The sequence below is a fragment of the Winogradskyella sp. J14-2 genome (assembly GCF_001971725.1).
Classification (GTDB): Bacteria; Bacteroidota; Bacteroidia; order Flavobacteriales; family Flavobacteriaceae; genus Winogradskyella.
In genome coordinates, this window is record NZ_CP019388.1 from 1546036 (window position 1) to 1562755 (window position 16720).

The 16720-nt window shown below is 32.4% G+C and carries 19 protein-coding genes; 5 read left to right on the forward strand and 14 right to left on the reverse strand.

Features of this window, described 5'->3' with window-relative positions:
• Positions 1–26: 26 nt before the first annotated feature.
• The 9 genes from BWZ20_RS07115 to BWZ20_RS07155 form a co-directional block, all read right to left on the reverse strand.
• The gene (locus BWZ20_RS07115; RefSeq protein WP_410529709.1) at positions 27–401 is read right to left on the reverse strand and encodes a response regulator; all 375 of its coding nucleotides are present in this window, start codon (positions 399–401) and stop codon (positions 27–29) included.
• Positions 402–563: 162 nt separating this feature from the next.
• On the reverse strand, positions 564–920 hold the full coding sequence (locus BWZ20_RS07120) for a hypothetical protein (protein WP_076618245.1): 357 nt from the start codon (positions 918–920) through the stop codon (positions 564–566).
• 135 nt (positions 921–1055) lie between these two features.
• The gene (locus tag BWZ20_RS07125; RefSeq protein ID WP_317041694.1) at positions 1056–1385 is read right to left on the reverse strand and encodes an MmcQ/YjbR family DNA-binding protein; all 330 of its coding nucleotides are present in this window, start codon (positions 1383–1385) and stop codon (positions 1056–1058) included.
• Positions 1386–1501: 116 nt separating this feature from the next.
• Entirely contained in the window at positions 1502–2110 is a 609-nt protein-coding gene (locus tag BWZ20_RS07130) for a DUF4230 domain-containing protein (RefSeq protein WP_076618250.1), read from the reverse strand.
• 100 nt (positions 2111–2210) lie between these two features.
• Entirely contained in the window at positions 2211–2960 is a 750-nt protein-coding gene (locus tag BWZ20_RS07135) for a cyclase family protein (protein WP_076618252.1), read from the reverse strand.
• Positions 2957–4183, reverse strand: coding sequence for a radical SAM family heme chaperone HemW (gene hemW, locus BWZ20_RS07140; protein ID WP_083677174.1), 1227 nt, complete (start codon positions 4181–4183; stop codon positions 2957–2959). Before hemW ends, BWZ20_RS07135 begins: the two co-directional genes overlap by 4 nt.
• Positions 4184–4188: 5 nt before the next feature.
• Positions 4189–4767, reverse strand: coding sequence for a crossover junction endodeoxyribonuclease RuvC (ruvC, locus tag BWZ20_RS07145; RefSeq protein WP_076618255.1), 579 nt, complete (start codon positions 4765–4767; stop codon positions 4189–4191).
• A 38-nt stretch (positions 4768–4805) separates the two neighbouring features.
• Entirely contained in the window at positions 4806–5363 is a 558-nt protein-coding gene (locus tag BWZ20_RS07150) for an energy transducer TonB (RefSeq protein WP_076618258.1), read from the reverse strand.
• Positions 5364–5444: 81 nt separating this feature from the next.
• Positions 5445–6086, reverse strand: coding sequence for a cell envelope biogenesis protein OmpA (locus tag BWZ20_RS07155; RefSeq protein WP_076618260.1), 642 nt, complete (start codon positions 6084–6086; stop codon positions 5445–5447).
• 27 nt (positions 6087–6113) lie between these two features.
• Between BWZ20_RS07155 and BWZ20_RS07160 the strand changes: the two genes are divergently transcribed.
• The 4 genes from BWZ20_RS07160 (at position 6114) to BWZ20_RS07175 (ending at position 9915) form a co-directional block, all read left to right on the forward strand.
• On the forward strand, positions 6114–7082 hold the full coding sequence (locus BWZ20_RS07160; protein ID WP_076618263.1) for a lysylphosphatidylglycerol synthase domain-containing protein: 969 nt from the start codon (positions 6114–6116) through the stop codon (positions 7080–7082).
• A complete protein-coding gene (locus BWZ20_RS07165; RefSeq protein ID WP_076618265.1) occupies positions 7079–8221 on the forward strand; it encodes a glycosyltransferase in 1143 nt (380 codons plus the stop codon). The genes BWZ20_RS07160 and BWZ20_RS07165 overlap by 4 nt, the downstream gene beginning before the upstream one ends.
• 90 nt (positions 8222–8311) lie before the next feature.
• Entirely contained in the window at positions 8312–9175 is an 864-nt protein-coding gene (locus tag BWZ20_RS07170) for a hypothetical protein (RefSeq protein ID WP_076618268.1), read from the forward strand.
• A gap of 2 nt (positions 9176–9177) precedes the next feature.
• Positions 9178–9915 (forward strand): Bax inhibitor-1/YccA family protein, encoded by a 738-nt coding sequence (locus tag BWZ20_RS07175; protein WP_076618271.1) that lies wholly within the window; start codon positions 9178–9180, stop codon positions 9913–9915.
• Between the two features lie 114 nt (positions 9916–10029).
• On the opposite strand, the gene BWZ20_RS07180 is transcribed toward BWZ20_RS07175, so the two are convergent.
• From BWZ20_RS07180 to BWZ20_RS07190, 3 genes are all read right to left on the reverse strand, one after another.
• A complete protein-coding gene (locus BWZ20_RS07180) occupies positions 10030–10506 on the reverse strand; it encodes a hypothetical protein (RefSeq protein WP_076618273.1) in 477 nt (158 codons plus the stop codon).
• A gap of 74 nt (positions 10507–10580) precedes the next feature.
• On the reverse strand, positions 10581–12548 hold the full coding sequence (locus BWZ20_RS07185; protein WP_076618275.1) for a M56 family metallopeptidase: 1968 nt from the start codon (positions 12546–12548) through the stop codon (positions 10581–10583).
• A gap of 2 nt (positions 12549–12550) precedes the next feature.
• Positions 12551–12910 (reverse strand): BlaI/MecI/CopY family transcriptional regulator, encoded by a 360-nt coding sequence (locus BWZ20_RS07190; RefSeq protein WP_076618278.1) that lies wholly within the window; start codon positions 12908–12910, stop codon positions 12551–12553.
• Positions 12911–13121: 211 nt separating this feature from the next.
• On the opposite strand from BWZ20_RS07190, the gene BWZ20_RS07195 reads away from it, so the two are divergent.
• Complete coding sequence (locus BWZ20_RS07195; RefSeq protein ID WP_076618281.1) at positions 13122–13619, forward strand: DUF456 domain-containing protein; 498 nt, start codon at positions 13122–13124, stop codon at positions 13617–13619.
• A 246-nt stretch (positions 13620–13865) separates the two neighbouring features.
• On the opposite strand, the gene BWZ20_RS07200 is transcribed toward BWZ20_RS07195, so the two are convergent.
• Both BWZ20_RS07200 and BWZ20_RS07205 read right to left on the reverse strand, forming a co-directional pair.
• Entirely contained in the window at positions 13866–14534 is a 669-nt protein-coding gene (locus BWZ20_RS07200) for a response regulator (protein ID WP_076618283.1), read from the reverse strand.
• Between the two features lie 75 nt (positions 14535–14609).
• On the reverse strand, positions 14610–16610 hold the full coding sequence (locus BWZ20_RS07205; protein ID WP_198034977.1) for a tetratricopeptide repeat protein: 2001 nt from the start codon (positions 16608–16610) through the stop codon (positions 14610–14612).
• Positions 16611–16720: the final 110 nt, after the last annotated feature.

The following is a 16720-nucleotide window of genomic DNA, read 5'->3' on the forward strand; positions in this document are numbered from 1 at the left end:
GGGTTATTTTTAATGTATCTGTTACCTTATACTGTAATCAGTTCATTAATGCTCCAATATGCTAATAAATTTTCAATTTTTGAAACATATTCCTCGTATTTTAGAGGTTTTAAGATATAGCCTGCTATCCCAACCCTAAAACATTCTAAAAGATCACGTTGATTGCTGGAAGTGGTTAAAATTATTGTTGGAATATATTTTAAACGTTCATCGGTTTTTAAGATTTTTAAAAACTCAATACCATTTATCTTTGGCATATTTAGATCTAAAAGAATAATATCTGGAAGACTGTCTTTTTTCTCTAATAATTGTAGAGCTTCCTCGCCATTATTAGCTTCTGTAATTTTATGATTTAGTTGCAAAGAATCTGTAGCTCTTTTAAGCTTCATCACTTCGATCATGTCATCTTCTATGAGTAAAATATTGAGGGATTTCAAAACAATTGGTTTTTTTTTCGTTTAGCGTTACAAAATACACTCATAAAGTAGTAAAAACTCATGTTTTCGACTAATCTTAATTTACTGTCGATGAATAACAGATAAGTATCGACGAATGGTTTTTTGCTATGCAGCTTTAAAAGACTGTTTATTTAATATTTTAGCCATTTTTAGTGCGGATAGTTGTGCTTCGCGCTTAGTTTTTTCGAATTCTAGAAGAAACTCAACGGATAAACTATTATAATTATTTTCACCCAGATACATCTCTAGTTGTGATATAAAGTCTAAATGTTTAAGGCTTTTATTTAAAATAGCATGATTCTTTTGATCAATCTTTTCGCTCGAAGTTTGTGCTGTTACAGTACCTTTTTCTTCTGTGTTATTAGAACTAAAAATCGGGTTATTATGTCTGCTAGCCTTTATTATTTTGCGTATACTTAATACGATTTTTAGCTTTGCTAGTTGTTTGAGTAGATTGCTCATTTTAGAGGGAAGTTTAGCTTTTGTTGTAACAAATTTAAAACCTCAAGTATCTCTAAAATACGTTTTTTAGACGAGTTAACATTTGTGAGCGACGAATGGAAGATTCTACCCTTTAACCCGAATTACAAGTATAATTTACAAATTGTCTCTGATTTTTTTAGGAAGACTTTTTACGACCTCATCGTAAGAATGGTCTATTAATTCTAAGATATGTTTTGTTGAGATGTCCGTATTATGAACTTTAACGCTATTCCATAGTTTTTTGTGCATGTGGTAACCTGGAGTAACACCCTCAAATTCTGCACGTAACTCTTCTGCATGATCTGGATTGCACTTTAGGTTTATAAAGCCTTCTTCGTTTTCCCATTTTGATAAAGAGGCTAGTGCAAACATTTTATTACAAACCTTAAAAACCAGTACATCGTCATCAAAAGGAAAATGCTCTGTAACTTCCTTTTTTTTCATGCAATAATTTCTAAAATCTTCTATGTTCATATAACTACCTGCGAAAGCAGGGTTCTTATTAAATTATAGTCTTTGCTCTAGATTGCCACGTTTTATCGTCCTTGCAATGACAAATACTATTTTAAGAGCTTTTTGTCTTCGCCTTCAATTTTTAAGCCAGTGTAATCTAAGGTCCAACCAATGGTTTGTACAAGATTTTCTATAAGTTTAATTGCCTCTAACGCTTCTAACTTTGCAACATTATATAATCCGCTTTCTGGGATTTTTTCCAAAATATGCGCTTTTGCTTTTGTGTGCAGTTCGGTAAGGTCCGAAGCTTCAAACTTATTGAACATTCCGTCTTTTTTATCGTAGTAGTTTATATCACTCTCTATAGATAAGACTTCGGGCTGAGGAAAATGAGAAAGCACAACAGTTTTAGATTTTAAATCTGAATGCATTTGTACTTTACTGAGATCGAAACCTACATGCGCTTTGGCATTAATAACTACTAGCGCTTTTTTTTTGCTTGAGATAAGTTTCAGAAATTTTTCCTTTACGTCTTCGTAATGATAAATCTCTGCAAAGTCTCCTTCTACAGTTATAAATTTACAAACACGCTTTATTTTATCTAATAAAACGATGGATTGTTCGCTGGTTTTCTTTTTGGTTTTCCATTGTCTAAATACGGTTACCAAACCTAGTGTAACTAGTATACTAATGATTATTATAAAAAATGTTTCCATATGTTTGTTAGACCCTTTTGTTATGGTACTGTCACTTTGCTATAGTTTATATAAAGCATGAGATGCCAAAATAGATTTAGCACGCCTAGTTTTTATCTATCTAGTCTAATATTTTATACAACACAGGTTTACTCGGTGAAGCATCATTTTCAAAAGGTGCTATTTGAAGGTTAAGAATGTATTTACCATCTTTAATCTTGTTAGATACGTACACAAACTCTGTTATTGTGGCGTCTTTTCTAATATTGCCTTTTGTGTTCCAAAATGTATTATGCCCTTTTAATTCACCACCATCTTCTTCTCTATCGATACTAGGCAAATCAACTAATAGGTGCTTTATTCCTTTTTTTACCAATAGTTTAATGGCTTCTTCTTCAAAGTAGGTCCAGTTGGAGTTAGAATATTGCTTGGTTTTTTTATGCTTAGTATTGGGTATGGTTCTTACCACTAGAGCTTCTCGTTTTTTATTACCAATAGCAAATTGTAGTTGCTTAGCAGATATTACATAATCTTCGCCTTGTTTTTCTGGCGCTACGGTAATTACTTCGGCCAAAAAGAAAAATCGCTTTAAATGTTTATTTATGGAGTATTTTTCTTTTGTTATATGACCCACAGTTTCTGTATGTGTACCATGAGAATGTGGATTAAAAGTAATCCTATTAAAATTAACTGACGCTCCATTTTCTACACTAATGACATCTTCCTCAAAAACCTCAGGTTCTATTTTTGGCGGACCAATATACCACGCATTTACATTTGAAACGCCATCTTTTATTGGTATTGAAATATCTAATGGCTGATTTAAATCTATCTTTAATTTTTTGGAGTTGTATTGAATTTGTGCAATCACGCTAAGTTAAGTTTAAAGAGTTCGCTGGCTATACCATCACTTAAAAACTGACCTTTTTTAGTGACGCGTATGTGCTTATCATCAATATACAATAAATGTTGATTTATAAAAGTTTCGGCTTGTTCTTTTAAGTATTCTTTATAAGTTTTTCCAAAATCTTCTTCAATCTTATCTAAAGAAACTCCCCAAATGGTTCTTAAACCTGTCATTATATACTCGTTGTAACGGTCTGTTGTGGTTAAAGTTTCAATCTCAATTGGCAGCTCGTTTTGTTCTATTGTTTTGATGTACTTAGTATTATTTCTAACATTCCAACCACGTTGTTTACCATTAAAAGAGTGTGCAGATGGCCCAATACCAATATATGGTTTACCTTGCCAATAGGCCGAATTGTTTTTACTAAAGTAACCTTCTTTCCCGAAATTAGACAGCTCGTAATGTATAAAGTCAGAGGCTTCAAGTTTAGCCTTGAGCAAATAAAATTGTTCATGTGCTTGCTCATCGTTTACATCATCTATTATTCCTTTTTTTATAAATGACGCCAAAGCTGTTTTGGGCTCAACGGTTAATGCATAACTCGAAATATGAGGAACATTATAACTCAATGCTATATCAATATTTTGAAGCCATTGTGTATTTGAAGCTCCTTGAATTCCGTAAATTAAATCGATTGAAATATTATCGAAATATTTGGTAGCCACCTCTAGACAAGCCTTTGCTTCTTGCGCATTGTGTGCACGATTCATCAGTTTTAAATCACTCTCAAAAAAGGATTGAATACCAATACTTAGTCTGTTAATACCAATACTTCTATAATTTTCGTAAAGACCTCTCGACTGCGCTCGAGGTGACAACTGAGTTCCTATCAAATCATCTGGATTGGCTTCGAGCGTGATTTCGGGATTGTTAGTTACCTTATAATTTTTGTAAACTTCTTCAATTAATAATCTTAATTCGTCATTCGTCAATAGGCTAGGTGTTCCGCCACCGAAATAGATGCTTTGTACTTCAATGTTTTTGAATTCATCTTTACGTAATTGTATTTCTTTTAATAAAGCGTTTACCAATTCATCTTTCTTTTTCATAGATGTTGAAAAATGAAAATCGCAGTAATAACAAGCCTGTTTACAAAATGGTATGTGGATGTAGATGCCTCCAGCCCCTTCTAACTTCCCCAAAGGGTAAGAAGGATAACTCAATCCTTTTTTTGATTGTTTATCCATTAGATTTATTTTCCCCTTTGAGGATTAAGGGGCTTTTTAACCCTATCCTCATTCTGTTTTACAAAAGCTGCCCAGCCTGTATAACTTTTACCAATGGCTACGCGACCTTGGTTGTAAAAATGACAAACAGCCGCTGCCAAACCGTCTGTAGAATCTAAGTTTTTTGGTAGTTCTTTTAGATTTAGGGTGCTTTGCAACATCTTTGCCACCTGTTCTTTACTGGCGTTACCATTACCTGTAATTGCCATTTTAATTTTCTTAGGCGAATATTCGGTAATAGGTACTTCACGAGATAATCCTGCTGCCATGGCAACACCTTGAGCACGACCAAGTTTTAGCATACTTTGAACGTTTTTACCAAAGAAAGGTGCTTCAATGGCTATTTCATCAGGATGATAGGTGTCGATGAGTTCTACAGTACGCTCAAATATGAGCTTAAGTTTTAAATAATGATCATCGTACTTTTTGAGCTGTAACTCATTAAGTTGCATAAACTGCATCTGTTTCCCAACCACTTTAATAAGTCCAAAGCCCATAATAGTTGTTCCTGGATCTATTCCTAATATTATCTTTTCTTTACTCATTTAGATACTCAAAGCCTTTAAATATATGGCTAAGATAACTATTGTTTATCAGCTTTAGTAGTCTTTTCTGGTATAGCATATACTATAGGTAAAACATAGGCTACTTTTACAACTTCACCTTGGTGCTCTCCTGGTATAAACCTAGGCAAAAGCTTAACGACTCGCTCTGCTTCCTTTTCGATTTCTGGGTGCGCACCGCGAGCTTCCAAATCTACTATATTACCTGAAGTATCAAACTTAAATCTAACTAAAATACGTTGCACGCTTGGTGTTAAACCTAGCGCTGCACCTAAACCCGTATTGAAATTTTTTTTGCTATGGTTCTGTATATATTCTACGGTACACTTTTTTAGTTTTGCTTTTGTCTTATAAGACTCACAGTCTAGGGGATAAGGCACTTTGTCTACAACAGAAAATGGTATAAATTCTGATTCGTCGATTTCTAGAATTTCTACTTTTTCGGTAATTTCAACACTATCGGATTCTTTTTTTGTTTTCTTGTCTTGACCGTAGCTTAAACCTAATGTAAATGTTAGTACAATAAAAGTAAGCAGAGCATTCTTAATTTGTAATTTAATAATGGCTATTAAAGGCATAGTACTAGTGTTTTAATTAATCGGCAATTTAAACATTAAAGGTACAATTACTGTTACTTTAATAATTGAGAAACCCCTTATTTAATCGCAGTACTGGCAACCACTTAATGACACCGCAATACCGAAAGTAACATTAAAAACACTACCATTGAATGCTCCTAAACCACTTAATGCAGGATCATAGTCATCTAAAGAGGTTACACCATAAATATATGCCACATCTGTGTAGACAGACACTTTTTCGTTAATGGCATAGTGCAATTCTAAACCGCCTAAAAGGTTTAAAAAAGATTGCTTATTATCACCTAAATTTCCAAGTGGTTTTGCAAAACTAAATCCTGGTCCTGCGTGTAGAATGGTTCTAAAACGTGGTGGAAAAAAACCTAAATGTTCTGTAGGGTCAAATACAAATTGTGCATTTACACGCGAGTAATTAATCTTAAATTCTGGTGATGCATCATCATTTCTAAAACGATTAAAGCCATAATCTAACTTTACACCATAAGTGCGCTTAAACATGTGTTGCACACCAATATTTACCGTAGGAAAATTAACGGACTGCGCATATGTGCCATCTACAAAACCATCTCTTGTAGGGTAATTAAAACCTACGGCAAAAAGTGCTTTCCACTTACTCGTTGCTTTGGTAAATTGTGCGTTTACCTGCATAGAAAGACATAAAATACCAACTAAAAAAAGGTATTGTTTTAAATTTAGCTTCATGTATGAGTTTTTGATTTAATTTGCAGCATGTTTAGCAACTTATCTTACAAAACTAAGCAATTCTTCTTTGTGCTGATTAAGTTAAGCATCGTTGTAGGTGCATTTTATTTTATTTATTGTAAACTCACCGAAAATGGGCAACTTCAGCCTAGTGATTTTATAGCTTTTTTAAAAGAAAACAACATATTTTCTGCAAAAAACATCGTTTTTTTAGTCATTTTAAGTGGTTTTAATTGGTTTTTTGAAATTTTGAAATGGAAAACTTTAGTTAAAACCATTAAAACAATTTCTTTTAAAGAAGCTCTAGAGCAAAGTCTTGGTGGTTTAACAGCATCGCTAATTACACCAAACAGAATTGGCGATTATGGTGCAAAAGCTGCCTACTTTACCAAAACCTATAGAAAACGTGTTTTACTACTTAATCTCTTGGGTAATATTGGGCAAATGACCATAACAACCATTTTTGGTGTTACAGGACTAGTAATTTTTATTAATCGCTATCAACTAGAATTTGATTATTATAAAGTCACAAGATTTGGTGCTTTAATTTTATTGATTTCTGTTTTTGCTATTTTCGGAATAAAGCATAAATGCTTTAATATTAGAGGGTATTCTTTTAATCAAATTATAGATTATATTAAAAACATTACATTAAAAGTGCATGTAAGTAATATTATCTTATCACTATTACGATACATTATTTTTTCATTTCAATTTTATTATCTGTTAACAATTTTTGAAGTTAACCTTAGCTATTATGACAATATGGTTGTCATTACAAGCACGTATTTATTAGCGTCTATAATACCAACAATTTCTATATTCGATGTTGTAATAAAAGGAAGTGTGGCTGTTTTTTTATTTACTCATATTGGTGTAGATGAGCTAACCATTTTATGCATTGTTTTAATTATGTGGATACTAAATTTTGCCATCCCAAGTGTGCTTGGCAGCTATTTTGTTTTAAATTTTAAACTCCCTAAAACCAAAGCATGATTTCTACAATACTCATAACAATTGTAATTGTCTATTTAATTTTTATAGTTGGCTTTATCTATGGTTTTGACAAGGTTGAAGATTTTGAGCTTCAGGATTTAGAACCAAAAACGAAATTTTCTGTTGTAATTCCTTTTAAAGATGAGGCTGAAAATTTACGTGAACTACTGAACTCAATACATAGATTGAATTATCCAAAGTCAATGTTTGAAATTATTTTGGTTGATGATGATTCTAACGATGGTTCTGTGGAAGTGATTAATAATTTTCTTCACAAAAGACCTTTCGACTGCGCTCAAGGTGACATTAGAATTATTCAGAATATACGTGTTACTAATTCACCAAAAAAAGATGCAATTAGTTCTGCCATTGCTATTGCAAAATACGATTGGATTATTACCACAGATGCAGATTGCGTCTTACCAAAATATTGGCTAGACACTTTTGATGAATGTATTCAAACTTACCAGCCTAATTGTATTGTTGCTCCGGTGACATATAATGATGGTGGTTCCTTTTTAAAGCGTTTTCAAATCCTTGATGTTTTAAGTTTACAAGGCGCTACTATTGGTGGCTTTGGACTTAAACTTCCGTTCCTTTGCAATGGTGCTAATTTTGCGTATAAAAAATCTACTTTTCAGTTGGTTAATGGTTTTTATAGAAACGATGATATAGCGAGTGGTGACGATATTTTTCTACTTGAAAAAATCAAAAAACTTCATCCTAAAAAAGTTTTTTACTTAAAATCTGACAAGGCTATTGTTACCACAAAACCTGTTTCAAACCTCAGTACTTTAATTCAACAACGGTTACGCTGGGCTTCTAAAACCAGTCATAACCCTAATTGGTTTTCAAAGTTAGTTGGACTCATTATTTTTTTAGGAAATCTTGCTTGTATCTCTGTACTTCCGCTTTTGTTTTTTAGATTCATACCAACTAGAATTGCAATAGCCTTATTGATTATAAAATTCAGTATTGATTTTCTCTTATTATTTAAAACCTCACGTTTTTTTAAACAAGAAAGCGTCTTGTTTTCATATGTTTGGTCTTGCCTAATTTATCCTTTCTTTAGCATATACATTGTTTTACTATCGCTTTTTAAGCCATACAAATGGAAAGGTAGAACTTTTAAAAAGTGACCTTTACTTAAGATATTTTTAATAGCTTTACTAACACCAACACTCATAATCAGTAGTTGGTCCACCACAAATCACTAAAAAACCTAACAAATGAAAAAAATTATTATCCTCATACTGTTCTGTTTAGCTTTTCAAATAAATTATAGCCAACAAACCTATACTGTTAATGGAGAATCTTTAGAACTTAAAACCGAAATTGAGGGCAAGCTCGATTTACTTTGGAATGTTATTGAGGGCAAATTCCGTTATTTTATTAAAACCGAAGATGGTAGTATTATTGAATTGAAGAATACCAAAGATGATAATAATGATTATCAAGAAGAATATAAATCTACACTTAGCAGCCTTACCAATGGTATGCCTACAGACAAGCTAAAGTTAACACTTTACAGCATTAAAAGTTATTTAGACAATTATAATGCTTCGGTAGATTCTAACTACACCTCAACTAGTACTGCACGTAAGGTACAACTGAGATTAGGTTTTTCTGGCGGCATTACCAATAATCCATTTGTGGGCAATCCTGACAACACTAAAACACCAATGCTTGGTGCAGAACTAGAAATCTTTGAAGCAAATAGCTTACCAAGACATTCCGGATTTTTACAAGCTAGACACGCTTTTGAAAGTGATGATTTTCCTTACAGTACTACAGAATTTTCGTTAGGATATCGTTACAGATTTATAAACAAAGAAACGTTTTCTATTTACGGACAAGTAAAATTAGCGACAGTCAATTTTTCGGATTTTACATTCTTAGATGAAAGTGATATGGAAGTAAACTCTTACGAAACTTCATTTGATATTCCATTTATTTTTGGTGTTGGCTCTGATATTAAAGTAGGTAACAATAGCTACATTACTATTATTTATGGCGAATTATTTGCGGCATTTTTAGATAATCAAGGTAATTTTTCTACAGATATTGCCATTGGTTACAAATTTAACTTATAGCAATGCGTTTGAAGAATTTTAAAACCTCTAATCCTATTTTTAACGACTATTTTTGGGATGATGGCAAATCGTCTGCAAAAACCATGTCTGTTGCTGGTATTTTCTTTAAATCTATAATGGGTATTTTGGTTATTGCAGCCATTACAGCTTATTTATGGAAACTTAATGAAACTGGGACGCCAATGCGATGGTTTACTTTAGGTGGCATGCTAGGCGCTATTGTTTTGAGTATTTTAATTTCTGTACGACAAAACTGGGCACATATATTAGTGCCGCTTTACGTTATTGCCAAAGGCCTTTTTTTAGGTGGCTTTTCCTCTTATGCACACCGAAATTTTCCTGATTTACCATACCAGGCCATTGGTGTAACCATCATTACGTTTTTTATAATGCTTTTGCTTTATCAATTTAGGATTATTGTAATCACCAAAAAAATCCGAAGCGTTATCATAACAGCCACTGTGAGCATTATGGTTGTATACCTCCTCTCTTTTATTTTAAGTTTTTTTGGTATAAAAACTTACATTTGGGGAACATCTTGGTTTGCGATTATTTTTAATATTCTGGCGGCTATAGCAGCATCTTTTGCACTACTTTTAGATTTTGATTACATAGAACGCTACAAAAACAAAGCGCCAAAACACAAAGAATGGCTAGCAACTTGGGGACTTTTAGCAACGCTTATTTGGCTGTATGTAGAAGTATTACGATTGATGCAGAAATTGGCTATACGGTTTTAGTTTTCCTCGCTAAGGCGCAAAGACGCAAAGTTTTTTCTGTTTTCATCTAATTGATTTACAACTGCCAACCACTAACTACTAACTACTAACTACTAACTACTAACTACTAACAAACTAATCTATCCTAACTATAACAGGCAATTCAAAAGCTGTTGTAACCTGTTGCCCTCTCTTTATAGCAGGAAATATTTTCGGTACACCTTTTAAACTTTGATGCAATAAACTATCTATATGAGGAATTTGATATTCGGTTTCTGGTTTTAAGGTAATATCTTCAATTTGTAAAAGTCCTTTGTTGTCAATGATTAATTTTAATCGAATGGTATCATAAACATCTTCTGCAACTATGATGTTCTGACTTCCTAAATACTCATTAACGTTCTGTAATAAAGTATTCTGAAAACAAACCCTACTATCCTCTTTAGTTGTCATAGCCTCACAACTATCGAAAGTTGGATACGTGTCTACATCGTTCCAATTGAAGGTTTGTAATTCTTCTTCGAGCAAATCTTCTGAATTTACTTTTTGCTTCTCAAAGTAGTCGCAAGCGGTTAGCAGAAAAATTAATAAAAAACTAGCTAGTCGGTTCATTAGCACATTTCTAATAGCGAAATGTACAATATTTTTGGGATTTATTCTGAATCTATTACCAATGAGATTAAGACCTAATTCTTAGGTGATTGTTTAGCCTTTTTGATTTTTTGCTTCAATTCTTCAATCTGTTTATTTAGTTGTATCACTACTGGATTTTTTTCACTTGAGTTCTTTAAAATTCGATCTCTTTGTGCTATCATTTCTTTTAAGCTTTTGTTTAACCCTTCAATACTAGTATCAGCTATCTGTAAAACTATTGGCAAAGCAAATGGCACAGCAACCACCTCACCGTTTTGACGACCTGGTATAAATTGAGGTAATAAGCTTAGAACTCGTATTGTTTCCTCCTCTAAAACCTTACTAGCTGCTCTGGCTTGAATTCTGGTTACATTACCATCTGTATCTATTAAAAAACGTGCAAAAATCCGCTTTTTATGTAACTCCGAATTCTTCTCTACATTTGTATTGAAATGCTTTTTAACATGAGCATTAACAAACTCAGAGAAACATTGCTTTTTTTCTTCTTTTGACATTAAATTTTCACAATCTTTGTGTGATGGTGCTTCATCCACAGCACTAAATGGAACTTCTACCACTTCGACTTTATCTTCTTCTATAAGTAAAGGAGAATCAATAACCAAGGTGGTTTTTCCGTCAGTAACAATAAGCTTTTTGTAATATGAATCTGTTTCTAGTTGTTTCATTAGATCATCAAAGCGTTTTTGTTCTTCTTGGGTTTTATTAGCCATATCCTCAACAAATAGTCTTAGGGCATTATCTCTAGCGCTTGACATCCAACGCTCTTTAGCTTCATCTGTTCTTTTCCATTCTAAATAATCCGCATAGCTCTTATGAGGGCCTTCAGAAATTTTTTTGCGCATCTCCTCATCATAATCGGTTAATTCTCCTTGTTCAGATTTTGTTTTTATGCTTTTATCTGCTATATATCTTAGAAATGCCTTAAACTTTAAATAATCTTCTCTTGGTTTTATATACCTGTCTAATTTTCCATCTCCGAAACCTACATATTTTGAAATTTCATAGAACTTAGTTCCCTCTTCTTCCATTTTAAGAATCTCATTATAGTAAATTTCAAGAAGCTCTTCATCAGTTAATTCCTGATGCATTTCTGTTTTAACATCAGGTTTTTCCTGTGCTTTAACTTCTGTTGATGTATAAACCAACATTGCAAATATCACAGGAAATAAAAGTGCATATTTAAGCAAACGCTTTTGGCTAGATTTTGATTTTTGTAACATAACAATTCGTTTTTTGATTAATGATTTTTTGAAAAATGTATTGGTAAAAGACAGCGCGTTAGTGTCTAATATTTGATGTAACAAACTTTGATAATAATTAGACTTACCTTGATGTTTTACAGCGTTGGCATCTGCAATAAACTCGTGCAATTCTTTAACTCTATTTTGGTAGATATAAACCAAAGGACTAAACCAAAAGAGGATCCTTAGAACTTCAAAAAATAACAGATCTAAACTGTGCTTTTCTCTAACATGAACCAATTCGTGTTGATATATAGTGTCCTTCTCGGAACTTGGAATGTTATCTCCTAAAAAAACGGTGTTAAAAAATGAAAATGCAGCTGAACTTTTAAGAAGATTAACAATAAGAATATCTCCCTTCCAGCGTTTAGGGTTATTGTTTTTTATAAAATAGAGTTTTGCAAGTTTTACTACAAACACTAGTGCTGCTAATACCATACCTGTGTATAACACTATCTGCCATATTGGTAATTGTGAGCTTGTAACAGCTACTTCATTTACTTGTTCTACTAAATATGGATTTGTACTAATGTTTGAAGCTTCATCAATAAAGACTTCTGGTAATCTTATTACGGTTTCTTGTGTTGTAACTTTTCTTAATTCTTGAAGTTTTACAAATGGTAACACAATAGAAAAAACCGATGTTAGCAATAGATAGATTCTGTTATAATTAAAAAAGGTTTCGCGCCTTAAAAACAGATCGTACACTAATAAAAAAAGTGTTTGAAACAATACAATTTGAATGATACTGTACAACATAATTACTTCTCTTTATTAATTTCATTCAGTAAACGCTCTATATCATTAATATCTACATCATTCTTTTTCACAAAAAAAGACACCATACTCTTAAAAGAGCCTTGAAAATAATTGTCTATTAACTTATTTATAGACTGATTACTATACGCTTCTTTTGCAACGATTGGGAAGTAGGTGTGCCCTTTACCTTCCTTTTCATAATCCACAAAACATTTAGATTCTAAAATTCTAACAATTGTAGACACTGTATTATAAGCTGGTTTTGGCTCTGGCAAGACTTTAATTATAGATTTTACATTAGCCTTTTTTAGCTGCCAAAGGGCTTGCATTATTTCTTCTTCTGCTTTGGTTAATTGTTTCATGTGTTAATATTTATTTTTTCAAAGGTCACATGGAACACCCAGTTAACATTCTGCTGTGTGATTAAAGTTTGATAATAGGTGTTTCATTTAACTAATTTTTTAGTTGAAGATTAAAACAAATATAACTAAATATTTAGTTTAAACTAATTTTTTAGTTAAAATGTAACTAAAATAGTATTCTCACGTCATATACGTAAACACACAATATTATATGGAAATTTTTCTGGTCGCACTCGGTGCTCTATTAATGATCTTAGGCATTTTGGGAAGCTTTCTTCCTGTAATACCTGGTCCACTTACGAGTTGGTTTGGACTCTTAGTTTTACATTTTACCGAAGGCGTAAAACTCGGTAATACATTTTTAATTGTTACGCTATTATTCGCCATATTTATTTATGTGTTAGATTATATTATACCTGCGCTAGGAACAAAACGCTTTGGTGGCAGTAACGAAGGTATGATTGGTACTACTTTAGGCTTGGTTGTTGGATTAATAACACCTATTCCTTTGGGAATTATAATAGGTCCCTTTATTGGTGCTTTAGTAGGAGAAATGGTTCATAGAAATGATATTAATAAGGCTATAAAGGCAGCCTTTGGTTCGTTTTTGGGATTTATAGCTTCAACTTTCTTAAAGTTTATTGTCGCTATAATTTATTTGGGGCTTTTTATAGCCAAACTAATGGAGCATAATGCGAGTTGGTACTAATAAAAAAAGAAAAAAACCTAGTCGTTATTAGAACAACTAGGTTTAATTTTCTTGCTATTAACTCAACAATTACTTAAATGAGGGATTAATTAATTCTTGTTGACTTATGGTAAATATATAATATCATTTTGGTTTTTTGTTGTGGAAAAACCACAGACTTGTTACGGAAAAACCGTAGTTTTCAACAATGACAACGGTTTTGAGCTAATTTTTGAGTACGGCAAAACGCATTTTTTTCACTTTTTTTTATAAAAACCCCTTCTCTCTTGCTTCTTGAAGCAATGTTTCGTCCTTTCCGTCGGAGATAGAGAACAATAATTTTAGCTGTTTTTTCCGCTTTTCTATTGCGCTGGTCGATAATGGAATATATTCACTCAAACTTTTAGTTTTTATGCCTTGAGCCAATAGATGTAAAATTTTTCTATTGACATCGTCTACATAAATTTCGCTACTAAATGTTTTTTTTACATAATTATTTACTGTACTGCTGTAATAAGGAGGATATCTGAGTATTTGCTGAAAAGCATCAGCTAATTCCATAGACGTTAAATCACTTTTTATAAGAAAACCGTCTGGATTTATTTCTTTTATGATATTGTGAATTCTAAACGATTCATTGAACATTGTAAGAATAATAATTTTAGCTTTTGGCAATACTTTCTTAGTTAATAATGCCAAGTCTTCACCAGAAGCGTATTTACCGTCTTCAGATGGTGGCAAACTAATATCAAAAAAACAAACATCGTAGGGAGTTTCTTTAGCAGCTTTATTTATCATTAACTGCGCCGTGTCGCAGTTATTCGCTGTATCTATAAGTAGGGTTTGGTCGTCTTCTTTGGTAGCCATTAACACATTTTGGTAACCTTCAATAATAATGGGATGGTCATCTACCATTAAGATGTTAATATGTTTCATCTGGTTATTTTTTAGTCTTTAATAAGACAGATGCAATGCGTTAGAATAAAATTTAAATTATTATAAACTTCTGCTCTAACTCATGTCATGCCTAGATTGGTTATTATAGGGAATCTTAACATTAACAGTTGTACCATTACCAGACTGAGAAGTGAAGGTGATTTTACCGTTAATCTCATCAACACGAGATGTCATGTTCTTTAAACCAATTCCTTTTTTACTTTTTGATGTATCAAAGCCTTCTCCATCATCGATGATTTCTAAGCAAATTACATTTTTTTCTATAGAAATACTAATTTTTATGGCTTTTGCGTTGGCATGTTTATATATATTTTGCATGGACTCTTGTATAATCCTGTAGATATTAATCTTTGTTTTATTAGACACAAAGTCCCAACTGATATCATCCGTGTAATCAAACTTATACGTTAAGCCATATGCTTGTGTTTGATTTTCAATAAGTTCTGAAACTATATCCATAAACCCAGAGCCAGAAACAAAATCTGTGTTTAGTTCGTGAGAAATCTTACGTATATCTTCTTCTATCGTTTTTAACTGATCGATATAACTTGCTCTAGTCACCATAGCCTCTTTGCCGTCTTTAAAATTTATACTGTCCAGACTTAAGCGTGTACCAAACAATCGTCCTAAAACACCATCGTGTAGTTCTTCTGAAATACGTTTTTTTTCTAATGTTCTGGCCTCATCGACTTTATCTTGTTGGCTGAGCATTAGATTATAAATATCTTCATTGGCTTTTTGTTGCACTTGGATAAGTTTTAGTTTTCTATTTTTAGCGCGTTGAGAGATAACCAAATACACCAATACTGCTGTAAGCAATAGACCAGCAGATAAAATAAGGAGGTAAAAGTTTTCTTTGGATATTTGTTCATTTTCGGCTTCGAGCTGATCGGTTTCGTATTCTATTCTTGCAAATTTATTTCTAACCGCTCTTTCGACTTTCAGTAGGCTATCGCTTAATTTAATATGCTCATTAAGGTATTTCTTACTCTCCTCCCCTTTTGTTAAGTCAGACAACAAAAGCATCGATTCTAAGAGTAAATCATTTATTGGTATGTCCTTAGAAATCCTGTAGCTCTTCTTTGAGTATTTTAAAGCTGCACCAAGCTTGTCGTTCGCTTTATAAAATTTTGCCAAATCTATTGAGGCTGCTAGCTTTGTATACGAATCGTCTATACTATCAGCTATTTTTAGTGCTCTCTGAAAATCATTTTCCAGAGATTTATAATTATAATTTCCCTTTAAAAACTTGGTGAATGCATAATTGCTCAATATTAAGGCATAGAATGTTATATCATTTTCTTTTAATTCATCGTTTTGAAGTAACTCCACAAAGATCTCAAGAGATTTATCTAAGTCGCCTTTTTCTCGGTAAGCAAAAGCTAAATTATTCAAACTCTGTAAGGCCTTAGACTCACCATCATCAATAATTTTAGTTACTTCTAATGCCTGATTATGATAATCTATAGATTGCTCATAATTTTCAAGCTTTAAGGAGACTAGGCCTAGAAGATTGTACGCATAGTATTTATCTATATTTTGAGTTTTATATGCATCTAAACTATTAATGATTTTTAGCGCCTCTATTGCATTTTGTTCGCTCCCCAGATAATCCTTTTCATCGTCTTGAATAGTTGCCAATGCTGTTAAAACAGCAGCCTTTTCATTTAAAATATTTAAAGCATCATAATATTTTAGTGCCTGTAGATAATAACCATAAGATTCTGATATATTATCATCTATCTGATAGTAATAAAAACCGAGATTACTGCTAGATGTAGCTATAGCAGAGGAATCATTGAGCTTTTTAGCAAATAACAGATTTTTAAGTGTAGCATCTCTAAACAAGTCATATTCACCTGTTAGTAGGTAAACGTAAGAAAGATTTCTTTCGCTTTTTAAGACCGTTGAATCACTTTTAATCTTTAATGAAAGTTGAACCGCTTTTTCAGCATAGTCTATCCGCTCTTCCTTTGACAAGGATGGGTTTTTAGAGTTTTCCCTAAGAAGAAAAATAGAGTCTAACAGTTTATTCTTCTCTTGACTAAAAATCACAGAGGGGATTACAAAAAAAATTAAGAGAAAAAATATTCTAACCTCCAAAAGTGTCGTTTTATACTCTCAAAGTTATAATTTTTTTAGCAAGTATCTAAAATTAAATTATC